This window comes from Arthrobacter sp. CP30, from assembly GCF_053470025.1.
In genome coordinates, this window is sequence record NZ_JBQEMM010000012.1 from 1 (window position 1) to 22,329 (window position 22,329).

At 70.1% G+C, this 22,329-nt stretch carries 17 protein-coding genes and 1 tRNA gene; 5 read left to right on the plus strand and 13 right to left on the minus strand.

Annotated elements, in window-relative coordinates; all coding sequences use genetic code 11:
* Together ACTIMO_RS14410 and ACTIMO_RS14415 are read left to right on the plus strand one after the other, a co-directional pair.
* Positions 1-671: lytic transglycosylase (locus ACTIMO_RS14410; protein WP_448182838.1), on the plus strand; the 671-nt coding region annotated here is incomplete at its 5' end.
* 101 nt (positions 672-772) lie between these two features.
* Positions 773-3,106 (plus strand): protein kinase domain-containing protein, encoded by a 2,334-nt coding sequence (locus ACTIMO_RS14415; RefSeq protein ID WP_448182839.1) that lies wholly within the window; start codon positions 773-775, stop codon positions 3,104-3,106.
* Between the two features lie 62 nt (positions 3,107-3,168).
* On the opposite strand, the gene ACTIMO_RS14420 is transcribed toward ACTIMO_RS14415, so the two are convergent.
* Both ACTIMO_RS14420 and ACTIMO_RS14425 read right to left on the minus strand, forming a co-directional pair.
* Positions 3,169-4,551 (minus strand): class II 3-deoxy-7-phosphoheptulonate synthase, encoded by a 1,383-nt coding sequence (locus ACTIMO_RS14420; protein ID WP_055773537.1) that lies wholly within the window; start codon positions 4,549-4,551, stop codon positions 3,169-3,171.
* A 96-nt stretch (positions 4,552-4,647) separates the two neighbouring features.
* Positions 4,648-5,511 carry a lysophospholipid acyltransferase family protein gene (locus ACTIMO_RS14425; protein ID WP_448182840.1) on the minus strand — a complete coding sequence of 288 codons (864 nt, stop codon included), beginning with the start codon at positions 5,509-5,511 and terminating at the stop codon, positions 4,648-4,650.
* Positions 5,512-5,796: 285 nt separating this feature from the next.
* On the opposite strand from ACTIMO_RS14425, the gene ACTIMO_RS14430 reads away from it, so the two are divergent.
* Positions 5,797-6,363, plus strand: coding sequence for a hypothetical protein (locus ACTIMO_RS14430; protein ID WP_448182841.1), 567 nt, complete (start codon positions 5,797-5,799; stop codon positions 6,361-6,363).
* A gap of 58 nt (positions 6,364-6,421) precedes the next feature.
* On the opposite strand, the gene ACTIMO_RS14435 is transcribed toward ACTIMO_RS14430, so the two are convergent.
* Complete coding sequence (locus tag ACTIMO_RS14435; RefSeq protein ID WP_082471658.1) at positions 6,422-7,519, minus strand: ROK family glucokinase; 1,098 nt, start codon at positions 7,517-7,519, stop codon at positions 6,422-6,424.
* Positions 7,520-7,651: 132 nt separating this feature from the next.
* Between ACTIMO_RS14435 and ACTIMO_RS14440 the strand changes: the two genes are divergently transcribed.
* Positions 7,652-9,460 carry an AMP-dependent synthetase/ligase gene (locus tag ACTIMO_RS14440; protein ID WP_448182842.1) on the plus strand — a complete coding sequence of 603 codons (1,809 nt, stop codon included), beginning with the start codon at positions 7,652-7,654 and terminating at the stop codon, positions 9,458-9,460.
* A gap of 51 nt (positions 9,461-9,511) precedes the next feature.
* Here ACTIMO_RS14440 and ACTIMO_RS14445 read toward each other — a convergent pair whose 3' ends face one another.
* The 3 genes from ACTIMO_RS14445 to ACTIMO_RS14455 form a co-directional block, all read right to left on the minus strand.
* Positions 9,512-10,912, minus strand: coding sequence for a mycothione reductase (locus ACTIMO_RS14445; protein WP_448182843.1), 1,401 nt, complete (start codon positions 10,910-10,912; stop codon positions 9,512-9,514).
* A gap of 19 nt (positions 10,913-10,931) precedes the next feature.
* Positions 10,932-12,626 (minus strand): nucleotide-binding protein, encoded by a 1,695-nt coding sequence (locus ACTIMO_RS14450; RefSeq protein WP_448182844.1) that lies wholly within the window; start codon positions 12,624-12,626, stop codon positions 10,932-10,934.
* Positions 12,627-12,767: 141 nt separating this feature from the next.
* On the minus strand, positions 12,768-16,262 hold the full coding sequence (locus ACTIMO_RS14455) for a pyruvate carboxylase (RefSeq protein ID WP_448182845.1): 3,495 nt from the start codon (positions 16,260-16,262) through the stop codon (positions 12,768-12,770).
* A gap of 221 nt (positions 16,263-16,483) precedes the next feature.
* Between ACTIMO_RS14455 and ACTIMO_RS14460 the strand changes: the two genes are divergently transcribed.
* A complete protein-coding gene (locus ACTIMO_RS14460) occupies positions 16,484-17,308 on the plus strand; it encodes a ParA family protein (RefSeq protein WP_448182846.1) in 825 nt (274 codons plus the stop codon).
* An 80-nt stretch (positions 17,309-17,388) separates the two neighbouring features.
* Here ACTIMO_RS14460 and ACTIMO_RS14465 read toward each other — a convergent pair whose 3' ends face one another.
* From ACTIMO_RS14465 to der, 7 genes are all read right to left on the minus strand, one after another.
* Positions 17,389-17,976: a MerR family transcriptional regulator gene (locus tag ACTIMO_RS14465; protein WP_055773550.1), complete on the minus strand. Its 588-nt coding sequence runs from the start codon at positions 17,974-17,976 to the stop codon at positions 17,389-17,391.
* A gap of 179 nt (positions 17,977-18,155) precedes the next feature.
* Positions 18,156-18,659 carry a bifunctional nuclease family protein gene (locus tag ACTIMO_RS14470; protein ID WP_448182847.1) on the minus strand — a complete coding sequence of 168 codons (504 nt, stop codon included), beginning with the start codon at positions 18,657-18,659 and terminating at the stop codon, positions 18,156-18,158.
* An 11-nt stretch (positions 18,660-18,670) separates the two neighbouring features.
* On the minus strand, positions 18,671-19,411 hold the full coding sequence (gene ftsR / locus ACTIMO_RS14475) for a transcriptional regulator FtsR (protein ID WP_448182848.1): 741 nt from the start codon (positions 19,409-19,411) through the stop codon (positions 18,671-18,673).
* A gap of 8 nt (positions 19,412-19,419) precedes the next feature.
* Positions 19,420-19,866, minus strand: coding sequence for an FHA domain-containing protein (locus ACTIMO_RS14480; RefSeq protein ID WP_235499063.1), 447 nt, complete (start codon positions 19,864-19,866; stop codon positions 19,420-19,422).
* 122 nt (positions 19,867-19,988) lie between these two features.
* Positions 19,989-20,375, minus strand: coding sequence for a glycine cleavage system protein GcvH (gcvH, locus tag ACTIMO_RS14485; protein WP_055773558.1), 387 nt, complete (start codon positions 20,373-20,375; stop codon positions 19,989-19,991).
* Positions 20,376-20,574: 199 nt separating this feature from the next.
* Positions 20,575-20,648 (minus strand) — tRNA-Pro (locus ACTIMO_RS14490).
* 87 nt (positions 20,649-20,735) lie between these two features.
* On the minus strand, positions 20,736-22,292 hold the full coding sequence (gene der, locus ACTIMO_RS14495; protein WP_448182849.1) for a ribosome biogenesis GTPase Der: 1,557 nt from the start codon (positions 22,290-22,292) through the stop codon (positions 20,736-20,738).
* Between the last annotated feature and the right edge of the window lie 37 nt (positions 22,293-22,329).

Sequence of the window (22,329 nt, forward strand, 5' to 3'; positions counted from 1 at the left end):
GGTCCTACACCGTGAAGGGCGGGGACACACTCGGCGCCATCGCCTCCCGACACGGTGTCTCCCTGCAGGCCCTGCTGGCCGCCAACAAGATGAGCATGACCACGATCATCTACCCGGGCCAGAAACTCACGATCCCGGGCAAGGGCGCAGCACCGGCTCCCGCGCCCGCTCCGGCACCCTCCGACCTCGTGCCGTCGAGTTTCCTCGGCTACACGTACCCGGACCGCGTCGTCGCGGACGCCAATGCGAACAAGGCCCTCCTGAACTCCCTGCCGGCACCGTCTCAGGCCGAGATGCAGAAGATCGTCGCCGACACCGCCCGTTCCATGGGGGTGGACCCCAGCCTGGCGCTCGCCTTCGCCTACCAGGAGTCCGGCTTCAACCAGCGGTCCGTCTCCCCCGCGAACGCGATCGGCACCATGCAGGTCATCCCCTCCTCGGGGCAGTGGGCGAGCGACCTCGTGGGGCGCAAGCTGAACCTGCTGGACCCGTACGACAATGCGACGGCGGGTGTTGCGATCATCCGGTCGCTCGTGCGGACCAGTCCTTCCCTCGACATCGCCATCGCCTCCTACTACCAGGGTGCGTACTCCGTGCAGACCCGCGGGATGTTCCAGGACACCAAGCAGTACGTCGCCGCCATCAAGGCCCACCAGAAGAACTTCCGGTAGGCCGCGGAGGTCCGTCCTCCGGGACCGTGACCACGGACGGGAGGGGGTGGGATCGCGTGGTGGTCCCGCCCCCTCCCGTCGTCCCCGCCTAGTATCGGAGGGTGCACCAGCAACGGAGGGACCCGCTCGAGGGCGCGACGGTCGACGGACGGTACGTCGTCGAATTCCGCCTTGCCCGCGGCGGGATGTCGACCGTGTACCTGGCCACCGACCGGAGGCTGGACCGGCGCGTGGCCCTGAAGGTGCTCTATCCGCACCTCGCCGACGAGCCCGGCTTCATCGACCGGTTCGAGCAGGAGGCGAAGTCCGCCGCCAGACTCTCGCACCCGCACGTCGTCGGCGTGCTCGACCAGGGCGTGGACGAGGTGGAGGGGCAGGCCATCGCCTACCTCGTCATGGAGTTCGTCCAGGGACGCACACTGCGCGAGGTCCTGCGCGAACACGGCCGCCTCACCCCCAGGCATGCTCTGGTGCTGCTCGACTCCGTCGTCGAGGGCCTTGCCGCGGCGCACGACGCCGGGCTCATCCACCGCGACGTCAAGCCGGAGAACGTGCTGCTCTCGGACAGCGGGCAGGTGAAGATCGCCGACTTCGGTCTCGCCCGTGCGGTCTCGGCGACCACCGGCACCGCGACCCTCGTCGGGACGGTCGCATATCTCTCCCCCGAACTGGTGCTCGGCCGGCCGGCAGAGGCGCAGAGCGACATCTACTCCACGGGCGTCATGCTCTACGAGCTGCTGACCGGCAGGCAGCCCTTCACGGGCGAGACGCCGATCCAGGTCGCGATCCAGCACGCGCAGTCGGACGTCCCCGCGCCCTCCGTCCTCCTCCCGGGCCTTCCCGAGGACATCGACGAACTCGTCCAGTGGTGCACCTCCCGGGATCCCGAGGACCGTCCGGTCGACGGCGCGGCGCTGCTCGGTGAACTCCGGCACATCCGGACCGTCCTCACCGACGAGGAGCTCGACTTCGTCCCGGTCGGGACGGCGGGAGCTGCTGCGGTGCAGGAGAGCCTCACCGCCGCCGTCGTCCCCCGCCTGCCGGACGCCCGGCGCGACGACGGCACCGCCGCGCGGTCGTCATCCGATGCTGTATCCGGCACGGAGATCCTGCGGGACGGACGGACCGGTCCGTGGCAGGGGGAGCGGCAGGCCGATCGGACGGCCGCCATCGGTACGGAGCCGACGGGCGGGCGCGAGGACCACACCGAGGCACTGCCACGACCCTCGACCGGTGCGCTGCATCCCTTTCCTGCTCCGGCCGGCGCGACGGAGGTCTTCCGTACCCTCGACGACGCCAACCGGACGAGCGTGATCGGCACGGACCGGAACGCCACGCGGGTGATCGGTGCCATGCCGACCGCCGCACCGGCGTCGTCCCGTCAGGAGCCCGCCCCGGCCGCCGCGGGACGCCCGTCGTCCGACGCCGCTCCGGGTCCCACCGCCGACCCCGCGCGCTCGGCGGGCAGCACCGCCCGTCCCCTCTCGAAACGCCGGCAGTCCCGCGAGGCCCAGCGCCCGCAGCAGTCGCTGCACGGCACAGCGGGTCGACGCGGGGTCCGCGCGCTCGTCGTCCTGCTCGTCCTCCTCGCCGGCCTCGTGGCCACCGCGAGCTGGTTCTTCGGCGCCGGACCGGCCGGACTCGTCTCCCTGCCCGACGTCAGCAACACGCCCCTCGAGGAGGCCCGGACGGCGCTCGCGGACCAGGGCCTGTCCACCATCGCCACCGAGGAGGTGTTCGACGAGCAGGTCCTCGAAGGGCTGGTGGTCGCCACGGACCCGGCCGCCACCTCCGAGGTCAGGCGCTTCGAGCGTGTCGAGTTGATGGTGTCCAAGGGCCCGGAGCTGTTCGCCGTCCCCGACCTCCTCGGACGCGCCGAGGTCGACGCCGCGGCGCGTCTCGGTGCAGCGGGTCTGGCCGTGGGAGGGCTGGAGCAGGAGTACAGCGAGACCGTTCCCGCCGGGAACGTCCTCCGGCAGACACCGGATGCGGGCGCGGAGCGGCGCCGCAATTCCACGGTGGACCTCGTGGTGTCGCGCGGTCCGGCGCCCGTCGCCGTTCCGGAGGTCACCGGACTCACGGCGGCGGAAGCCTCCGCAGCCCTCGAGCAGGCGGGCCTCGTACCGGCGGTGGCCGAGGTCGAGGAGTTCAGCCGCACGGTGCCGCGCGGAGCGGTCGTGGTCCAGAGCCCGACCGGTACCGAGGTGCAGCGCGGGACGACCGTGACGCTGACCCTCTCCCGGGGACCGCGCCTGGTGAGGGTGCCCAACGTCTTCTCGCTGTCCGAGGACCGGGCCGTCGCCGCACTCGAGGAGGCGGGCTTCGTGGTGGAGGTCGACTACACCTTCGGTGGCTCGGTCCTCGGACTCGTCGCAGGGCAGAGCCCGACGGGTGAGCAGCCCGAGGGGACGACCGTCCGCATCACCGTCACCTGAGACCTGCAGGCGGCCACCCCGGGTGGCCGCCTGCGGGCGGTGAGACCAGCCGGTGCCGGTCCTCAGCTCTTGGAGAGCGCTCCTGCCACGAGGAAGGCCATCTCCAGGGACTGCATGTGGTTCAGGCGAGGGTCGCAGACCGACTCGTAGCGCTCCAGGAAGGCTTCCTGGTCGATCGGATCGGCACCCCCGAGGCACTCGGCGACGTCGTCGCCCGTCATCTCCACGTGCAGTCCACCCGGGAAGGTGCCCAGGGCGTTGTGCACCTCGAAGAAACCCCGGACCTCGTCGATGACGTCGTCGAAGTTGCGGGTCTTGTACCCGTTCGGTGAGGTGACGGTGTTGCCGTGCATGGGGTCGGTGACCCAGAGCACCTGCGCACCGGACGCCGTGACACGTTCGACGAGGGAGGGCAGCTTCTCGCGGATGTTCGACGCCCCCATGCGGGTGATGAAGGTCAGGCGGCCCGGTTCACGGTTCGGATCGAGCTTGTCGATGAGGGCGAGGGCGTCGTCCGCCGAGGTGGACGGGCCGAGCTTGACGCCGATGGGGTTCCGCACCCGCGAGAGGAAATCGACGTGGGCGCCGTCGATGTCGCGGGTCCGCTCCCCGATCCACAGGAAGTGCGCCGAGGTGTCGTACGGCAGGGAGGTGCGCGAATCGATGCGTGTGAGCGCCCGCTCGTAGTCGAGGAGCAGGGCCTCGTGGCTCGCGAAGAACTCGACGCGCTTCAGCGCCTCGAAGTCCGTGCCACAGGCGTCCATGAAGCGCACCGCCCGGTCGATCTCGCGGGCCAGCGACTCGTAGCGGGAGTGCGCGGGGTTGGCCATGAACCCCTTGTTCCAGTGGTGCACCAGGCGGAGGTCCGCGAACCCGCCCTGGGTGAAGGCGCGGATGAGATTCAGCGTCGAGGCGGACGTGTGGTAGGCCTTCACCATGCGGGAGGCATCGTGGCCGCGGCTCTCCGGCGTGAAGTCGTACCCGTTGACCATGTCGCCGCGGTAGGCGGGAAGGGTCACGCCGTCGCGCGTCTCGTCGTTCGACGAGCGGGGTTTGGCGAACTGGCCCGCCATGCGGCCCATCTTGATGACGGGCAGGGACGCTCCGTAGGTGAGGACGACGGCCATCTGCAGGATGGTGCGCACCCGGGCGCTGATCTTGTCGGCGGTCGCACCGTCGAAGGTCTCGGCGCAGTCACCGCCCTGGAGGAGGAAGGCCTTGCCCTGTGCCGCGGCGGCGAGCCGCTCGCGCAGCACATCCACCTCGCCCGCGAACACCAGGGGCGGCAGGCTCGAGAGCTCCTTCACCGACGCCGAATAGACCCCGGCGTCCTGCCACGACGGCTGCTGCACGGCGGCCATCGAGCGCCAGGCATCGAGGCCATCGGTGGTGGACGGGGTGGGTTCCGCGGTACGCGGGAGGGCGGGAGCTAGTGAATCGGTCACACCGGGATTCTACGTGCTGGCCGTCGGGCCCCCGATTCGGCCCGTCATCGCCGCGTCGCGACAGGTCACAGAGGGGAGCCCTCGAGCGGAGTGCGCCTAGCCTGCCTGCGGCCTGGAATCGTGACCCTCGGACGCACCGGTCTCGCCCGCTCCGGCCTGCTTCACCGCGGCCCTGCCGATCTCCGTGACGGCGCCGGGAGCGGGAGCGTCGGGAGAGATCCGGACGGCGGCCTTCCGCGTGTCCGCACCGGGCTTCGGCGTCTTGCGGCCGGCTGCCTTCTCCGCGGCGAGGCGTTCCTTCACGGTGCTGGCGTAGGCGTCCACGTACTCCTGACCGGAGAGGCGCATGAGTTCGTACATGATCTCGTCCGTCACCGAGCGCTGGACGAAGCGGTCGTCCTCGAGGCCCCCGTAGCGGCTGAAATCCAGGGGCTCCCCGATGATGACCCCGACGCGCCTGATGTTCGGGATGCGTCGGCCGATGGGCTGGACCTTGTCCGTCCCGATCATCGCCACCGGGATGACCGGTACGCCGGTGGCCAGCACGAGCTTCGCGACGCCGGTCTTGCCGCGGTAGAGGCGGCCGTCGGGGCTGCGGGTCCCCTCGGGGTAGATGCCGAGGATGCCTCCGTCGTTGAGGATGTCCATGCCTGCGGTCAGCGACGACGACGACGCCGCGCCGCCGGAACGGTCCATGGGCAGCTGGTTGGAGAGGCGGAAGAAGAGGGCGGTGAGTCTGCCCTTGATGCCCTTGCCGGTGAAGTACTCCGATTTGGCGAGGAACACGACGGGCCGGGGTACCACGATCGGCAGGAAGATCGAGTCGGAGAAGGACAGGTGGTTGCTGACGATCACGGCGGGTCCGGTGGACGGGATGTTGTCGAGTCCCTTGACCCAGGGCCGGAAGAGGAGGTTCAGGATCGGACCGACGATGATCCGTTTCATGACCCAATAGAACACGCTGCCAGCCTCCCTGCATGGACGGTGCGGCATGTGGCGTGCCACCCGCTTTTTCCTGTGGAAGCCTACTCTAAGGGGGCCGACCCGGCGGACGCCCGTCCTTTCCGGGCGGGGCGCCACCCCTGCACCCGGTCCCGCCCGGCGTCGAGCACTGCCGACACGCTGACGGCCGGTTGACGTAGCGCCGCGTGATGTCCACGATGGGACGAGCACGCCCTCCCATCAGCAGGATGCCGGCCCGACGTCTCGGGCCCAGGCGCAGCACGCGACAGCAGGTAGCAGAGTATGGGCCCCCGAGGTCAGGAACCGAACGAATCCACCGACGACGCCGTATGGCAGGATCTCGTCGCGCGGCTGGAGGGCACCGCCTCCGATCCCCTGGCCACCGAGGCGTCACCCCGTACCCAGGAACCGCCCGCCGGGGCACCGGGACCGCGGCCGGACGGTCGCGGTGTCCACAGGACCGATGCGGCCGGCGCCGCTCCTGCGGGGCGGGGCGGCGGCGAGCCGGACGGCCTGACGGACCGCGAGCGGGCCGATGCCATCTTCCGCAACCAGCCGTTCGCCTCGGCAGGACCACGCGACTACGTCGCCCCCGAGGAGCCGGAGGAGGACGACGGTTTCACCCCGGACGAGCCGCCACCCCTGGGCTCGGGCGACCCCCTCACCGTTCTCGCCTGGGTGGGAGCCGCCGGCGGGCCCGTCCTGCTGCTCCTGTTCGCCATGTTATGGCAGGATGCTCCCCTGGCCGCGACACTGGCCGTGCTGGCCCTGTTCCTCGCCGGTGCGGGCTACCTCGTGACGAAGCTGCCGAAACACCGGGACATCGGGGATGACGGCGCCGAGGTCTGACGGCGTCCGTCCTCCGAAACCGTTCCCCGCCCGGTCGGGCAGCCACGGGCGGCGGAGGTCAGGTCCCGCTCCGGGACAGCAGGCGTGACAGGTCCGCGGCACCGATCAGCCCCGCCTGGGGGCCCAGCGCGGCACGCTCGATCCTCGCCGCGGGCCGGAAGCCCCGACCGGTCAGGTTCCGACCGAAGGCGCGACGCGCGGGATCGAGGAGCAGCTCGCCCGCATCACTGAGCCCGCCGCCGATCACGAAGGTCCCGGGATCCAGGGCGGCCGCAAGGTTGGCGAGGCCGAGCCCCAGCCACTGGCCGACGTCGTCGACGAGTTCGCGCGACGCCGGGTCCCCCTGCATCGCCAGGCGGGTGACGAGGGCCCCGGTGATGGCCGAGCCGTTCCCCGCGTCCGCGCCGGCCGCATCGAGGATGGCCCGTGCGACCGGGGAGTTCGCTGCAGCGAGCTCCCTCGCCTCGCGGCCCAGTGCGTTGCCCGAGGCGTACTGCTCCCAGCACCCGCGATTGCCGCACTCGCAGCGATGGCCCTGCGGCACGATGATCTGGTGCCCGAACTCCCCGGCGACGCCGTGGCGCCCACGCTCCACGCGCCCACCCATGATCATCGCGCCACCGATGCCGGTCCCGAGCGTGACGCAGACCAGGCGGCTCTCGCCGCGGCCGGCCCCGAAACGCCACTCGGCCCAGGCTGCGGCATCGGCGTCGTTCACCACCGTCACGCGTCGGCGCAGCAGCTTCTCGAGGTTGCGCCGCAGCGGCTCGTTGCGCCACGCGAGGTGGGGGCTGAACAGGACGGTGCTGTTGGTCAGGTCCATCCACCCCGCGGCGCCGATGCCGACGGAACGGATGCGGTAGTCGCCGGAGAGTTCGCGCACCAGGTCGGAGATGACGGCTTCGACCGCACGGGGATCCTGTCCCGGGGTCGCCCTGCGGGCCTCGGCGAGGATGCGGCCGTGCACGTCCACCACCCCTGCGGCGACCTTCGTCCCGCCGATGTCCACTCCGACGGAGAGTCCACGCCGTGCCGGGTTGGGGAAGGAGGACCGCGCTGCGCGTTGCGCCAGGGGGCCGTTCGTCCGCCACCCGGCCGGGGCCTCGCCGCGGGGCCGGCGGACCCTCGGGGTGGTCGGCTCGGGCGTGATCGCCATGCGGTCCTTCCTCGTCGCGGACCGCGCCGACGCGCCGCCGTTACCGATCTGTACACTACTGGACGGTCCGTGCAGCAGGGGAACCGATAGGCTGAGGCGACCCACGATCAAGGTGATACCAAAGGAGCTATCGTGCGCGACATCAGCGTTCCCGTCCTCGTGGACGTTCCCCGCCGGTCCAACATCGCGGATCTCGTCATCCGGCAGGCGGCCAAGCCGTCCGATCCGGCACTGTTCGCGGTCAAGCGGCCCTCGGGTGAGTGGGAGGACATCCCCGCGACGGAGTTCCGCCGGCAGGTCGAGGACATCGCGAAGGGACTGATCGCCTCCGGTATCCAGCCCGGCGACCGGGTCGCCATCATGGCCCGCACGCGGTACGAGTGGTCCCTGGCCGACTTCGCGATCTGGTTCGCCGGGGCCGTCTCCGTGCCGGTCTACGAGACCTCCTCCCCCGCCCAGGTGGCCTGGATCCTCAGCGATTCCGGCGCGGTCGGGGCCTTCGTCGAGGCTTCGCGCCATGAGCAGGTGGTGCGCGAGGCCGTGGCACTGGAGGGCATCACCTCCCTGCAGCATGTCTGGCAGTTCGACGGCAACGGCCTCGACACGCTCCGCACCGCGGGTGCCGGGACCGACGACGCCATGCTGGCGGACCGCCGCGCCTACGCCGGACTCGACGACGTCGCGACCATCATCTACACCTCGGGCACCACCGGGAAGCCCAAGGGCTGCGAGCTGACCCACGGGAACTTCGTGGAGCTGTCGGAGAACGCTGCTGCGGCCCTCCCCGAGGTTGCACGTGAAGGTGGTCAGACCATCATGTTCCTGCCCCTCGCCCACGTGTTCGCCCGTTTCATCTCCGTCCTGTGCGTCGCGGCCGGCGCCACCGTGGCGCACACACCGGACGTCAAGAATCTGCTGCCGGACCTCCAGAGCTACAAGCCGACCTTCATCCTCGCCGTGCCCCGCGTCTTCGAGAAGGTCTACAACAACTCGATGCTGAAGGCGGAGGACGGCGGCAAGGGCAAGATCTTCCATGCGGGAGCCGACGTCGCCATCGCCTGGTCGAAGGCCGAGCAGGCAGGCCGGATCCCCCTGAGCCTCAGGGTCAAGCACGCGGTCTTCGACCGGCTGCTCTACGGCAAGATCCGCACCGCCATGGGCGGGCGGGTCCAGCACGCGGTCTCGGGCGGCGCACCGCTCGGAGACCGCCTCGGCCACTTCTTCCACGGCATCGGACTCATGGTCCTGGAAGGCTACGGCCTGACCGAGACCACGGCCCCCATCACCGTGAACACCCCCAAGAAGATTAAGATCGGCACCGTCGGCGCACCGCTACCCGGCAACGCCGTCAAGATCGCCGACGACGGCGAGATCCTCACCCGGGGCGTCTGCGTGATGAATGGGTACTTCAACCGTCCCGACCTGACCGAGGACACCTTCGCCGACGGCTGGTTCCGCACCGGGGACATCGGTGAACTCGACGACGACGGGTTCCTGCGCATCACCGGCCGCAAGAAGGAGATCATCGTGACCGCCAGCGGCAAGAACGTGATCCCGGCGGTCCTCGAGGACGCCATCCGCTCCAATGCCCTCGTCTCGCAGTGCGTCGTGGTAGGCGACCAGCGCCCCTTCATCTCCGCGCTGATCACCCTCGACGAGGAAGCCCTTCCCGGGTGGCTCGAGCGGCACCAGCTCCCGGCCACGACCACCATCGCGGAAGCGGCGGAGCACCCGAAGGTCCTCGCGGAGATCCAGGAACTCGTCGACACCGCCAACACCACCGTCTCCCGGGCGGAGGCCGTCAAGGTCTTCCGGATCGTCCCGACGGACTTCACGGAGACCACCGGGCACCTGACGCCGTCGCTGAAGATCAAGCGGAACCAGGTGCTGAAGGACTACTCGGCCGTCGTCGAGTCCATCTACTCCTCGGCCCGGGTCTGAGCCGGCTCCTCCCCCGCGGGCCGGACGGTCGGTCCGGGGAGGAGGGGCGGATCAGTCCGTCTTCAGGTTGAGCAGCGCGTTCTCGATGACCTCGGTGAGGGCCGGGTGGATCCAGTACTGGCCCTTGGCCATGGTGTGGGCGTCGAGACCGAAGGACATGGCCTGGACGACGGGCTGGATGATCATGGACGCCTCGTGACCCAGGACGTGCGCCCCGAGGATCCTGCCCGTGGACCGGTCCGCGATGACCTTCGCGAAGCCGGTGGTGTCCTCCATGGCCCAGCCGTATGCGGTCGAGCCGTAGTGCTGCACTGCCGTGACGACGGTGGCGCCGGTCGCGTCCGCATGGACGAGAGCCTCTTCCTCGGTCATGCCCACGGACGCGGCTTGGGGGTGGGAGAACACCGCGGCCGGCACGAAGCGATGGTCGCTCGACCGGAGGTCCCCGGGGTTCAGCAGATTGTGGGCGACGATCCTCGCCTCGTGGTTCGCCACGTGCTTGAGCTGGTACTCGCTGCTGACGTCGCCCAGGGACCAGAGTCCCTCCACGGGTGCACCATCGCGGAGCACCCGCTGCTGGGCGTCGACGGCGAGACGGCCGTCGTCGTGCAGGTCCAGTCCGGCGTCCGCTGCGCCGAGCGTGTCCGTGTTCGGTGTGCGCCCCACCGCGACCAGGACGACGTCGACCTCGACCTCGACCGGACCGTCGGGGCCCTCCAGCGATGCGGTCACGCCGCCGGCGGAGGCCGTCAGCGCGGTGACGGCGGTGCCGAGGCGGAGGTCCCACTGCTGGGCCGCCTGCTGCGTGAAGGCGTCGGCGACCGTCTCGTCGAGATGCCGCAGCATCCCGCCGGAGCGCACGGCGATGGTCACCTCCGTGCCGAAGGAGGAGAACACGTGGGCGAACTCCGCTGCGATGTAGCCGCCACCGATGATCAGCAGCCGTCCGGGCAGCTCATCGATGCGCATGACGGTGTCCGAGGTGTGGACCTGCGGGAGGGTGATGCCGGGGATGTCCGGGATGACGGCGCGTGATCCGGTCGCAATCACCAGCTGATCCGCCGTGACGACCTCCCCGGAGGCCGTCTCGAAGGACTTCTCCCCCGTGAGCCGCACGTACTCCTCGATGAGCGTCACGTTCTCGAGCTCCTCCGCCCGATAGGTGCGACCGCCCCGCGAGATGGCGTCGATCCGGGTGAAGATCCGGTCCCGGATGTCGGTCCACCGGACGCCCTCGAACCGGAGGTCGACCCCGAGCCGCGAGGACACCGTCGGCGCCGAGGCCAGCTCTGCGGGATAGACGAACATCTTGGTGGGGATGCACCCGACGTTGAGGCAGGTGCCGCCGAACGTGCCCCCGTCCACGAGCACGACGCTCCGATCGTCCCATTCCGGCGAGATGAGGGTGTTGCCTGAACCGGAGCCGATGATCGCGAGGTCGTAATGGGTCACCTGCGCAGTCTAGCCGCGCTCACGCGGCGAGCTGGTCGACCACGAGGGCCGCGAGCTCCGTCACCGCCCGCCGCGTGGCCGGGTTCAGCCGGGACAGGTCGACCCGCGAACCCTCCGCCAGGTGGCGATCGTACGGGATACGCACCACGGTGCTCACCCGCGACCGGAAATGCTGCTCGATCTGACCCACGTCCACCTGCGTCCCGTTGCCGGACGAGAGGTTGATCACGACGATCGCCTTCTTCACGAGGTCCTGCCGACCGTGCGCCTCCAACCAGCTGAGGGTCTCCGAGGCGAGCCTCGCCTCGTCGACACTGCCCCCGGAGACCAGCACCACCGAGTCGGCCTTCTCGAGCGTCCCCTTCATCACGGAGTGCACCATGCCGGTACCGGAGTCGGTCAGGACGATCGAGTAGTAGCGGCTGAGCAGATCCGTGACGGCACGGTAGTCGGAGTCGTCGAACGCCTGGGCCACTGCCGGATCGGTGTCCGACGCGAGCACGTGGAGCCGGGAGCCGTCACGCGTCACATAGCCCGCGAGCTGCGCGAACGAATCGATGGTGTACCGGTTCTGGACGAGCTGCCGCGCCGTGTGGTCCGCCCGCCCCGGCGAACGGTCGGACAGTGTCCCACGGTCCGGGTTGGCGTCCATGGCGATGATGCGATCCTCCCGGATGTCGGCCAGGGCCATCCCGAGGAGGGTGGTGACCGTGGTCTTGCCGACGCCGCCCTTGCGGGACAGGACCGGGACATAGCGTGTCCGTCCGCCCAGCCGTGCGGAGATGCGGTGCTCCAGCGCACGCTGCGAGCGCACGGCGTCGGAGTCGCCGACATTGATGCGTCCGAACGTGGCGCTGTAGAGCCAGCGCCGCCAGCCCGAGACCGGCGGCCGGTCCGGTCCCACGAGGAGTCGGTCCGCCGTCAGGGCTGATGCCGGCTCCGGACCGAGGTCCTTCTCACGGCGGCTCGTCCGTTCGGCAGCGGCCGCCGTCGGCCCTGGCGCCGGCGGCGGGTCGTCGCGCGCGGTCGAGGTCCTTCTCGGCGATCGGGTGCCGGACGGCGTCCATCCGTCGGTCGTCGTGGGCACCGCTGCACCTCCGGTGACGAGACCGGACGTGGTGAGGGCGTCGGCGGGAAGGGGGGCGGGCACGCTCAACGTCGGACCCTGCAGCGTCGATGGGGGGACGGTCGAGACGGGGACGGCGAAGGCGTTGAGGTGGACCCCGTTCGGGGCCGTCGCTGCCTCTCCTGCAAGGGCGGTCACGATGGCCGGGACCGGGCCGGTGGTCCCCGGTCCACCCGCGCCCGCGGGACCGACGGGGCCCGGGTCGGCGGGCACGACACCTACGGGACCGGCGTCGTCGGGCTCGATACCGGCTGGGTCGGTGTCGCCTGGATCAGCAGCCACCCGATCCGTACCGGCTGCTCCGATGTCCGCGGCTCCGGTATCGGCGGGCTCATCGGCGTTCCCGGCAGCAGACACTGCGTCAGGACCGGCATCGGCAGGATCCGGGCCCACGCCTGCTGAGGCGGGAACCGGGCTCCCGGGGGAATCGACCGCGGGCGGGGCAGCGTCGGTGGGACCGCCGTCGGGCAGCAGGGGAACGCCGGGAACGATCGGCACGCCCTGCGTCATGTCCGGGCGGACGGCGGCCGGGAGGGGTGCGCTCGCATCGGCGCCGGGCGTGGAGGGATCGGTCGATTCGCGTGCCATGGTTCCTCACAGATCGTCGGGCGGCCGGCCCGCCCGCCTGCGCGAGCGGGACCGTTCGGATGTTCCCAGCGCTCCACTCTAGCCTGACCGTCCTGTCCGCCGAGGTGCGGGGCGGTCCGGTCGGACCACTTCGCGGGCGCGTCAGCCGGGCGTGACGACGAGCAGCAGGTCCCCGCCCTGGGCCGGTCCGCCCGTGGAGGCGACGCGCTGCACCGTGCCGCCGATCGGGGTGGTGATGCTGGCCTCCATCTTCATCGCCTCGATGGTGGCGACCGTGTCACCGGCGGCGACGGTGTCGCCCTCCGCCCGCGTGACCGTGACGGATCCGGCGAACGGTGCGGCGATCTGGCCGGGTGTGCCGGCGTCGGCCTTCTCCGCCGCCTTCACATCGCTCTCGACGCTGCGGTCACGCACGCTCACCGGCCGCATCTGCCCGTTGAGCGTGCACATGACGGTGCGCATGCCCCTCTCGTCGGGCTCGGACACGGCTTCGAGGGTCGCGATGAGCCGCACGCCCTTCTCGAGTTCGATCACGTGCTCGGTGGCGGGCTGCAGGCCGTAGAGGTAGTCGGCCGTACCGAGGAGCGAGACGTCGCCGTACGTGTCGCGGATGGACCGGAAGTCCTTGGTCGGCCCGGCGAACAGCAGCGTGTTCAGGGCGGTACGTCGCTCCATCGAGCTGCCCGCGAGCTTCGCCTCGTCCTCGGAGCTGAGCTGCACGTCGCGGGGCTTGAGTTCGCGCCCTTCCAGCGCCTTGGTCCGGAAGGGTTCCGGCCAGCCTCCGGGCGGGGTGCCGAGTTCACCGTTCAGGAAACCGATCACGGAATCCGGGATGTCGAAGGACTGCGGGTTCTCTTCGAACTCGGCGGGGTCCGCGTTCCTCCCGACCAGGGCCAGCGCGAGATCCCCGACCACCTTGGAGGACGGGGTGACCTTCACGAGTCTGCCGAGGATACGGTCCGCGGCGGTGTACATGTCCTCGATGGCCTCGAAGCGCTCCCCCAGTCCGAGCGCGATGGCCTGCTGCTTGAGGTTGGAGAGCTGACCACCCGGGATCTCGTGGCGGTATACCCGGCCCGTGGGACCGGGCAGCCCGGATTCGAACGGCGCGTACATGCGCCGGACGGCTTCCCAGTAGGGCTCTAACGCGCACACGTTCCCGAGATCCAGCCCGGTGTCCCGCGGTGTGTGCGCGAGGGCGGCGACGAGGGCGGAGGCGGACGGCTGGCTGGTCGTCCCCGCCAGGGCCGCGCTGGCGACGTCGACGGCGTCGACCCCCGCCTCCACGGCGGCGAGCAGCGTGGCGAGTTGCCCGCCCGCGGTGTCATGTGTGTGCAGGTGGACGGGCAGGTCGAAGCGGTCCCGCAGGGCGGCGACCAGCTTCGCCGCCGCGGCCGGACGGAGCAGTCCCGCCATGTCCTTGATCGCCAGGATGTGCGCCCCGGCGTCGACCATGCGCTGGGCGAGGTCGAGATAGTACTCCAGCGTGTACAGCTTCTCGTCGGGATCCAGCATGTCGGAGGTGTAGCACAGCGCCACCTCGGCGACCGCGGTCCCCGTCTCCCTCACCGCCCGGATGGCCGGTTCCATCTGCGAGACGTCGTTGAGCGCGTCGAAGATCCGGAAGATGTCGATGCCGGAGGCCGCGGCCTCCTGGACGAAGGCCATGGTCACCGCCTCGGGGTAGGGCGTGTAGCCGACGGTGTTGCGTCCACGCAGCAGCATCTGCAGGCAGATGTTGGGCACCTCGCGGCGTAGGACGTCCAACCGCTCCCACGGGTCCTCACCGAGGAAGCGGAGCGCGACATCGTACGTCGCGCCGCCCCACGCCTCGGCGGACAGCAGCTCCGGCGTCAGGTGCGACACGCTCGCTCCGGCCGCCGCCAGGTCCCTCGTCCGGACCCGCGTGGCGAGCAGGGACTGGTGCGCATCGCGGAAGGTGGTGTCCGTGACCGCCACTGCCGTCTGGTCGCGCAACGCCCGGGCGAAGCCCTCCGGTCCCAGCTCCAGCAACCGCTGACGGCTACCCGCCGGGGCTTCCGGATCCTTCTCGCCCGCACGGGCGGATCCCGCGCCCGGCACTGCGCCCGCAGGTTCCCGGTCGGATCCCGCAGGAGCCGCTCCGGGGTCGGACGACGCGGCCGGGAGGGCCGGCAGCTTTTCGCGCGGGTCCAGGTGGGCCGGCCGCGGCCCGTTGGGCTGGTTGACGGTGACGTCGGCGAGCCAGGTCAGGAGCTTCGTGCCGCGGTCCGCGGGGACGCGGGCGGTCAGCAGTTCGGGACGCTCGTCGATGAAGGAGGTCGCCACGTTCCCGGCGATGAAATCCGGATCGTCGAGGACCGCCTGCAGGAAGCTGATGTTTGTGGAGACGCCCCGCACCCGGAACTCGGCCAGCGCCCGCCGGGCCCGCGTGACGGCGGACGGGTAGTCGCGGCCACGGCAGGTGAGCTTGACCAGCATCGAGTCGAAGTGCGGGCTGATCTCGGCGCCGGCATAGACCGTGCCGCCGTCGAGCCGCACGCCCGCTCCACCGGCGGACCGGTACGCCGAGATCCGTCCGACATCGGGACGGAACCCGTTCGCCGGGTCCTCCGTGGTGATCCGGGATTGCAGGGCGGCTCCGCGCAGGGTCACGGTGTCCTGGCTCAGGCCGAGATCGGCGAGGGTCTCCCCCGCGGCGATCCGCAGCTGGGACTGCACGAGGTCGACGTCGGTGACCTCCTCCGTGACAGTGTGCTCCACCTGGATGCGCGGGTTCATCTCGATGAACACGTGCTGCCCTGCCCGCTCCCCGACCGTGTCCACCAGGAACTCGACGGTCCCCGCGTTCACGTAGCCGAGCGCCGTCGCGAACTTCACGGCGTCCCGGTGGAGCGCCTGCCGGATGCCCTCGTCGAGGTTCGGTGCGGGGGCGATCTCGATGACCTTCTGGTGTCGACGCTGCAGGGAACAGTCGCGTTCGAAGAGGTGCATGACGTTGCCCTGTGCGTCCGCGAGGATCTGCACCTCGATGTGCCGCGGACGCAGGACCGCCTGCTCCAGGAACATCGTCGGATCGCCGAACGCGGACTCCGCCTCCCGCATGGCCGCTTCCAGCGCCTCGGGCAGTGCCTCCCGGGTGTCGACCCTGCGCATCCCGCGGCCGCCGCCGCCCGCCACGGCCTTCGCGAAGACCGGGAAACCGATCTCCTCGGCAGCGGCGATCAGCTCGTCGACGTCCGCACTCGGCCGGGAGGAGGCGAGGACCGGGATGCCGGCGCTACGGGCGGCGTCCAGCGCCTTCACCTTGTTCCCGGCGAGCTCCAGGACGTCGGCGGGAGGCCCCACGAAGGTGATCCCTGCCTCGGCCGCGGCCCGCGCGAGCCCCGGGTTCTCGGAGAGGAATCCGTAGCCCGGGTAGATGGCGTCGCACCCGGCCTCCGTCGCGACGCGGATGATCTCGGCGATGTCCAGGTACGCCCGGACAGGGTGCCCCTCCTCGCCGATCAGGTACGCCTCGTCGGCCTTCTGCCGGTGGATCGAGGTGCGGTCCTCATGGGGGAACACGGCGACGGTCTTCGCGCCCACCTCGTGCCCGGCACGGAACGCCCGGATCGCGATCTCGCCGCGGTTGGCCACCAGAATCTTCGAGAACATCGCACTCCTGCATCATCGCCGGTCGGGTCCATCACGCTGGCATGATCCTACCCGCCGGCACAGCCTGGTCCAGCGGACGTCCCAGCCGCGGACGTGCCCTCCGCACGGCCGCCGGACGGGCGCAGATCAGGGCGGATGAGCGGTTCCGCCTATGATTGACCGGGGCGTCAAGGACAGCCGCATGCCCCGGCGGCGGCCAGAGACAGGTATGGGTTCACCACGTGCAGGTAGTCAGTATCAGCAGCCTCAAAGGCGGCGTGGGCAAGACGTCGGTCACCCTGGGGCTGGCGTCCGCCGCGCTGGCAGCAGGGATCCCCACCCTCGTCGTCGACCTCGATCCCCACGCTGACGCGACCACCGGTCTCGGCGTCAGACCCTTGGGCCGGACGGACATCGGGCGGCTGCTCAAGAACGCCCGGCGCGCGGACCTCGGAGCGAACACCGTCCCGGCCGGCTGGGTCGCGACGGCGGCCGGGCGGTCCGGGTCGTCCCCCTCGGTCCTCGACGTCGCCATGGGCTCTGCGTACTCCGGCATCTACGACAGGCCGGACCTCGGGCGGCGGGACCAGCGACGCCTGGCCACGCTCCTCTCGAGGATCACGGGGTACAGCCTCGTGCTGATCGACTGCCCGCCGTCCCTCAACGGTCTCACCCGCATCGCCTGGACGGCGAGCAACAAGGTGGTCCTGGTGGCCGAGCCCGCCCTCTTCTCCGTCGCCGGCACCGAGCGGACCATGCGCGCCCTCGAGCTGTTCCGGCGCGAGTTCGCCCCCGGCCTCACCACCGCCGGGATCGTCGCGAACAAGGTCCGCGCCACCTCCAACGAGCACGCGTTCCGCCTTGCCGAGATGAGGCAGATGTTCGGTGACCTCCTCCTGACGCCGACCATCCCCGAGCAGGCCGACTGGCAGCAGATCCAGGGTGCTGCCCACGCGGTGCACCACTGGCCGGGCGATTCCGCCCGCCAGGCGTCGGGCTACTTCGACGAGCTGCTCAGGGGCGTTCTGGATACCGGGAGGATGAGGAGCCGCAGCGGGCGCCGTTGACGGCTCCGGAGCCTTGCCGGGATCGACCGCCGCGTTGCTGGAGGGGATGCGGTTCGACCCCGCCCGACTCCTGCGGGGAGCTAGCTGATCTTGCGGGTGGCGCGGCGCTTGCTCAGCTCGTCGCCCGGGAATTCCTGCTCCAGCGCATGCTCGCTCGGAAGCGCGGCGAGGCTTCCCTCGACCTCACGCCAGACCCGGCCGACGGCGATGCCGAAGACACCCTGTCCGCCCTGCACCAGGTCGATCACCTCGTCGGCGGAGGTGCACTCGTACACACTCGCGCCGTCGCTCATCAGGGTGATCTGCGCGAGGTCCTCGACCCCGCGCTCGCGCAGGTGCTCGACGGCCGTGCGGATCTGCTGCAGGGAGACACCGGTGTCGAGCAGCCGCTTGACGACCTTGAGCACGAGGATGTCCCGGAAGCCGTACAGCCGCTGCGTGCCGGACCCGGAGGCACCGCGGACGGCGGGTTCGACGAGGCCGGTCCGCGCCCAATAGTCGAGCTGGCGGTAGGTGATGCCCGCAGCCTTGCAGGCGGTGGGACCGCGATACCCGGCATCTTCATCGAGGACGGGGAGGTCTTCCGTGAACAGTAAGCCCTGGGCGCTTGCTGGGACGCCAGCGCCTGCCGGGCTGGCTGCCTTGCCGGCGTCACCCTTCGGACTCACGTGCTGCCTCCTCGTAGTGTTCCCGGGGAAGATGCTCTGAACGGAACCTCAGGATGTGCACCAAGTGTGCCCCGAGTCCACCACACACGCAATGGGAACTGTATGCTCCGACGTTAGATCGCGGGAGGGCTGAGGTCAAAGACCGAGCCCCACAAGCATGGGCGTGTCGGAGGCCGTCCTCAGCGCTCGAAATCCTCGGGCTCCACATCGGCGAGGAACTCCCTGAACTGGAGGACCTCCTTCTCCGCCGTCTCCCCGGTGTCGCCGTCCGCGCCGTCCTCCGCTTCGGCGTCGGCGATCTCCACGCCGGCAACCGCCAGGACCTCGTCGGCACAGAAGATGGGGCACGGCACACGCAGCGCCACCGCCAACGCATCCGAGGCGCGCGAACCGACCGTCACACCATCACTGAAGACGAGTTGGGCGTGGTACACGGTGTCCTCCACCGAGGTGATGCGCACCTCGGTGATCACCTTGCCGGCGGCGGCGACGACGTCGACCAGCAGGTCGTGCGTCATCGGCCGGGGCGGCACGATCCCCTGCTGGACGAAGGCGATGGCGCTGGCTTCCGGGGCGCCGATCCAGATGGGCAGGTGCCGTTCCCCCGACGACTCGCGGAGGAGGACCAGGGGCTGGTTCGAGGGCAACTCGATCCGCACTCCCACGACTTCTACTTCGATCACGGGGTGGCCGCCTAACTGTCCATCCGGGCTATGTGGCTGTTCACGAGGGCGCTGTGCAGCCCGAGACAGAGCTCGCTGATCTCCCGTGCCGTCTCGGCCGCACGGGCCTTCGACGCAACGTCCTTGCGCGAGGCGACGGGAGCGACGACACGCTCGACGAGGCCCAGCTCGCGGTCTGCGGCCGCCCGGAAGGGACGGAGATGGCGGGGCTCGATGCCGTGCAGCTCGAGCTGGACGCAGGCCGTCGTGATCTTGAGGGCGTACTCGTCGAAGCGGTTGTCGACGGCAGAGATGAGACCGAAGCTCACGAGGTCGTCCACGAGCCGCCGGGGGGCACCGGCCTCGGCCGCGAGCGTCTCGGCCGTGAGCCGACGGGCGTGGGCGCTGAGTTCCCGTGACAGCTGCTCGGAGACAATGCGCGGCGCGAGCGTCATGCCGCCCGGCAGCGACTCGGGGCGTTCACCCCGGTCGATCGCGTCGACGTAGTCCTTGATGACCTTGAGCGGCAGGTACTGGTCGCGCTGCAGGGCGAGGACGAACCGAAGGCGCTCGACATCGTGCCCCGTGTACTTGCGGTACCCGGCGCGGGTGCGCTGCGGGGTGATCAGGCCCTTCTCCTCGAGGAACCTGATCTTCGAAGCCGTGACCTGGGGGAATTCGCCGGAGAGCTCGCGGAGCACCTCGCCGATCGTGAGGACGCCCGAGGTACCTGGAGCGACGCCGGCGGACCGGCGGGCGGGTTGGGAAGGCATGGAGCGGACTAGGCCTGCGCTGTCGTCTGCTGCGCTGCCTGGGCCGTGACGGCACGGGCAGCATAGAACGTCAGCCGGAACTTGCCGATCTGTACCTCGTTGCCGTTGCGGAGGGCGACGCTGTCGACGCGGTCGTTGTTCACGTAGGTCCCGTTGAGGCTCCCGGTGTCGACGACCATGAAGCCGCTGTCCGTCCGCCGGAATTCAGCGTGCTGCCGGGACACCGTCACGTCGTCCAGGAAGATGTCGGCATTGGGGTGACGACCGGCCTTCGTGATGTCCTCGTCCAGCAGGAAGCGGGCACCCGCATTCGGTCCGGAATGGGCGATCAGGAGTGCGGAACCCGAGGGAAGCGCTGCGACCGAAGCCTGTTCCTCACGGGTGAGATGCCGTTCGAGCTCCGTCGTCACGGCCTGCGGGGGCAGACCGATCGTGGTTGTCTCCGGAGACGTCATGTTCGGCTCTTCTCCATTCACGGCTGGATCGTCATTCGGCATCATCGGTGGTTCCTCCCCTACTGCGTGCAACAGTCCGTCCTGCCCTGCTGCCCTGTCCTGCCGCCCTCGCGGGGGTGGATCTAGCCTACCTGCTGGGAGTAATCGGCTGAACTCAGCAGGCCCGTCACCGCGGAGCTGTCGGAGACCTTGATCTCCAGGAGCCAGCCCTCACCGTAGGGATCGGTGTTGATGAGCGAGGGATCGTCGTCGAGCGCCTCGTTGCGCGAGACGATCTCCCCCGTGATCGGGGCATAGATGTCGCTGACGCTCTTGGTGGACTCGACCTCGCCGATGACCTCGGCGCCCGTGACGGCCGTGCCGGCCTCGGGCATCTGGACGTAGACGACGTCGCCGAGGGCGTCCTGTGCGAAGTCGGTGATACCCACACGAACCGTGCCGTCGGCTGCCGGCTCACTGACCCACTCGTGCTCCGCGGTGTAGTACAGGCCATCGGGAATGTTGCTCATGGTTGCCTTTCGGACGCGCGGTTTTCATCGGCGGCGCCGGGCGCCGTCCGCTACGGGTACTGGTCGAGTATAGGCATATCCACCGGGCCCCGTGACGCACCACTCACGCCCTGTGGACCGCCCGTGGACCGCCCCCGCGGGCATGCGAAAAGCCCGCCTCCTCCGGTCATCACAACCGGTGGAGACGGGCTCTGCAGTGTCGGGATGACAGGATTTGAACCTGCGACCCCTTGACCCCCAGTCAAGTGCGCTACCAAGCTGCGCCACATCCCGATCAGCCCGTCCAGCGGGCCAAACCACTCAGACAACACTACAGCATTCCCCGGGTGGATCGGCACATCGGACGGCGCCGTCCGGGGGTCAGCGCTTGCGGCTGCGCTTCTCCCGGACGCGCATGCTGACCTCGATGGGGGTTCCCTCGAAACCGAACGTCTCCCGCAGCCGGCGGGTGATGAAACGCCGGTAGCCGGGGTCCAGGAACCCCGTGGTGAAGAGGACGAACTTCGGCGGCCGGCTCGAGGCCTGGGTGCCGAAGAGGATGCGCGGCTGCTTGCCCCCGCGGACGGGGTGCGGGTGCGCGGCGACGAGTTCGCCGAGGAACGCGTTGAGGCGTCCGGTCGGGATGCGCCGGTCCCACGACTCGAGGGCGACGTCGAGGGCCGGGACCAGCCGGTCCTTGTGCCAACCGGTGAGGGCGGAGATGTTGACCCGCGGAGCCCAGTCCACGTGCGCGAGATCCTGCTCGATCTCGCGTTCCAGGTACCGGCGGCGTTCGTCGTCGAGCAGGTCCCACTTGTTGAAGGCCAGCACGATCGAGCGGCCCGATTCGATGGCCATGTTGAGGATGCGGACATCCTGCTCGCTGAGGATCTCGTCGACGGCGAGGAGCACGACGGCGACCTCCGCCTTCTCGAGCGCGGACTGCGTGCGCAGGGAGGCGTAGAAGTCTGCGCCCTGCTGCATGTGCACACGGCGCCGGATCCCGGCGGTGTCCACGAAGCGCCAGGTGCGGCCGCCGAGTTCGATCATCTCGTCCACGGGATCGCGGGTAGTGCCCGCTAGGGGGTCCACGACGACGCGGTCGGAACCCGCGAGCTTGTTCAGGAGCGAGGACTTGCCCACGTTCGGGCGGCCGATCAGCGCCACGCGTCGGGGGCCTCCGGACCGCTCGATCCCGCCGTGCTCGGAGAACTCCGGCAGGATCTCGACGACCTTGTCCAGCATGTCGGCGGTGCCGCGGCCGTGCAGCGCGGAGACCGGCCAGGGCTGCCCGAAGCCGAGGCCCCACAGCACGGAGGCGTCGGCCTCGTTCTGGATGTCGTCCACCTTGTTGGCCACGAGGATGACGGGCTTCTTCTTACGGCGCAGCATACGGACCACGGCCTCGTCCGTCGCCGTGGCTCCGACAGTGGCGTCGACCACGAGCAGCACGGCGTCGGCCATGTCGACGGCGATCTCCGCCTGGTCGGCCACGCGGGCGTTGATGCCCTTGGCGTCCTGCTCCCAACCGCCCGTGTCCACGAGCGTGAAGTTGTGGCCCGTCCACTGCGCCGGGTAGGACACGCGGTCACGCGTCACGCCCGGCGTGTCCTCGACGACGGCCTCGCGGCGTCCGAGGATGCGGTTGACGAGGGTGGACTTCCCGACATTGGGGCGGCCGACGATCGCGAGGACCGGGTTGAGCCGCCCCTCTGCCTCGTCGTCGTAGTCCTCGTCCTGCCGGGCCAGGAGGGCGGCGTCCTCGTCGTCGAGTTCGTAGTCCTCGAGGCCCGCGCGCAGCGAGGCGGCACGCTGCTCGGCCTCGGCGTCGTCGAGGGTCTCGAGCAGCTCGCTGACCTGGTCCTCGCCGGTCGGCTCGTAGTCCTGGTCGGCCCCGGCCCCGTGGCCGGTCGCGTTCGGCGAAAGGTTCTCGCTCATCGTTGGTTTCCTTCGGTTGGTGTACGCCGTCTCCCGA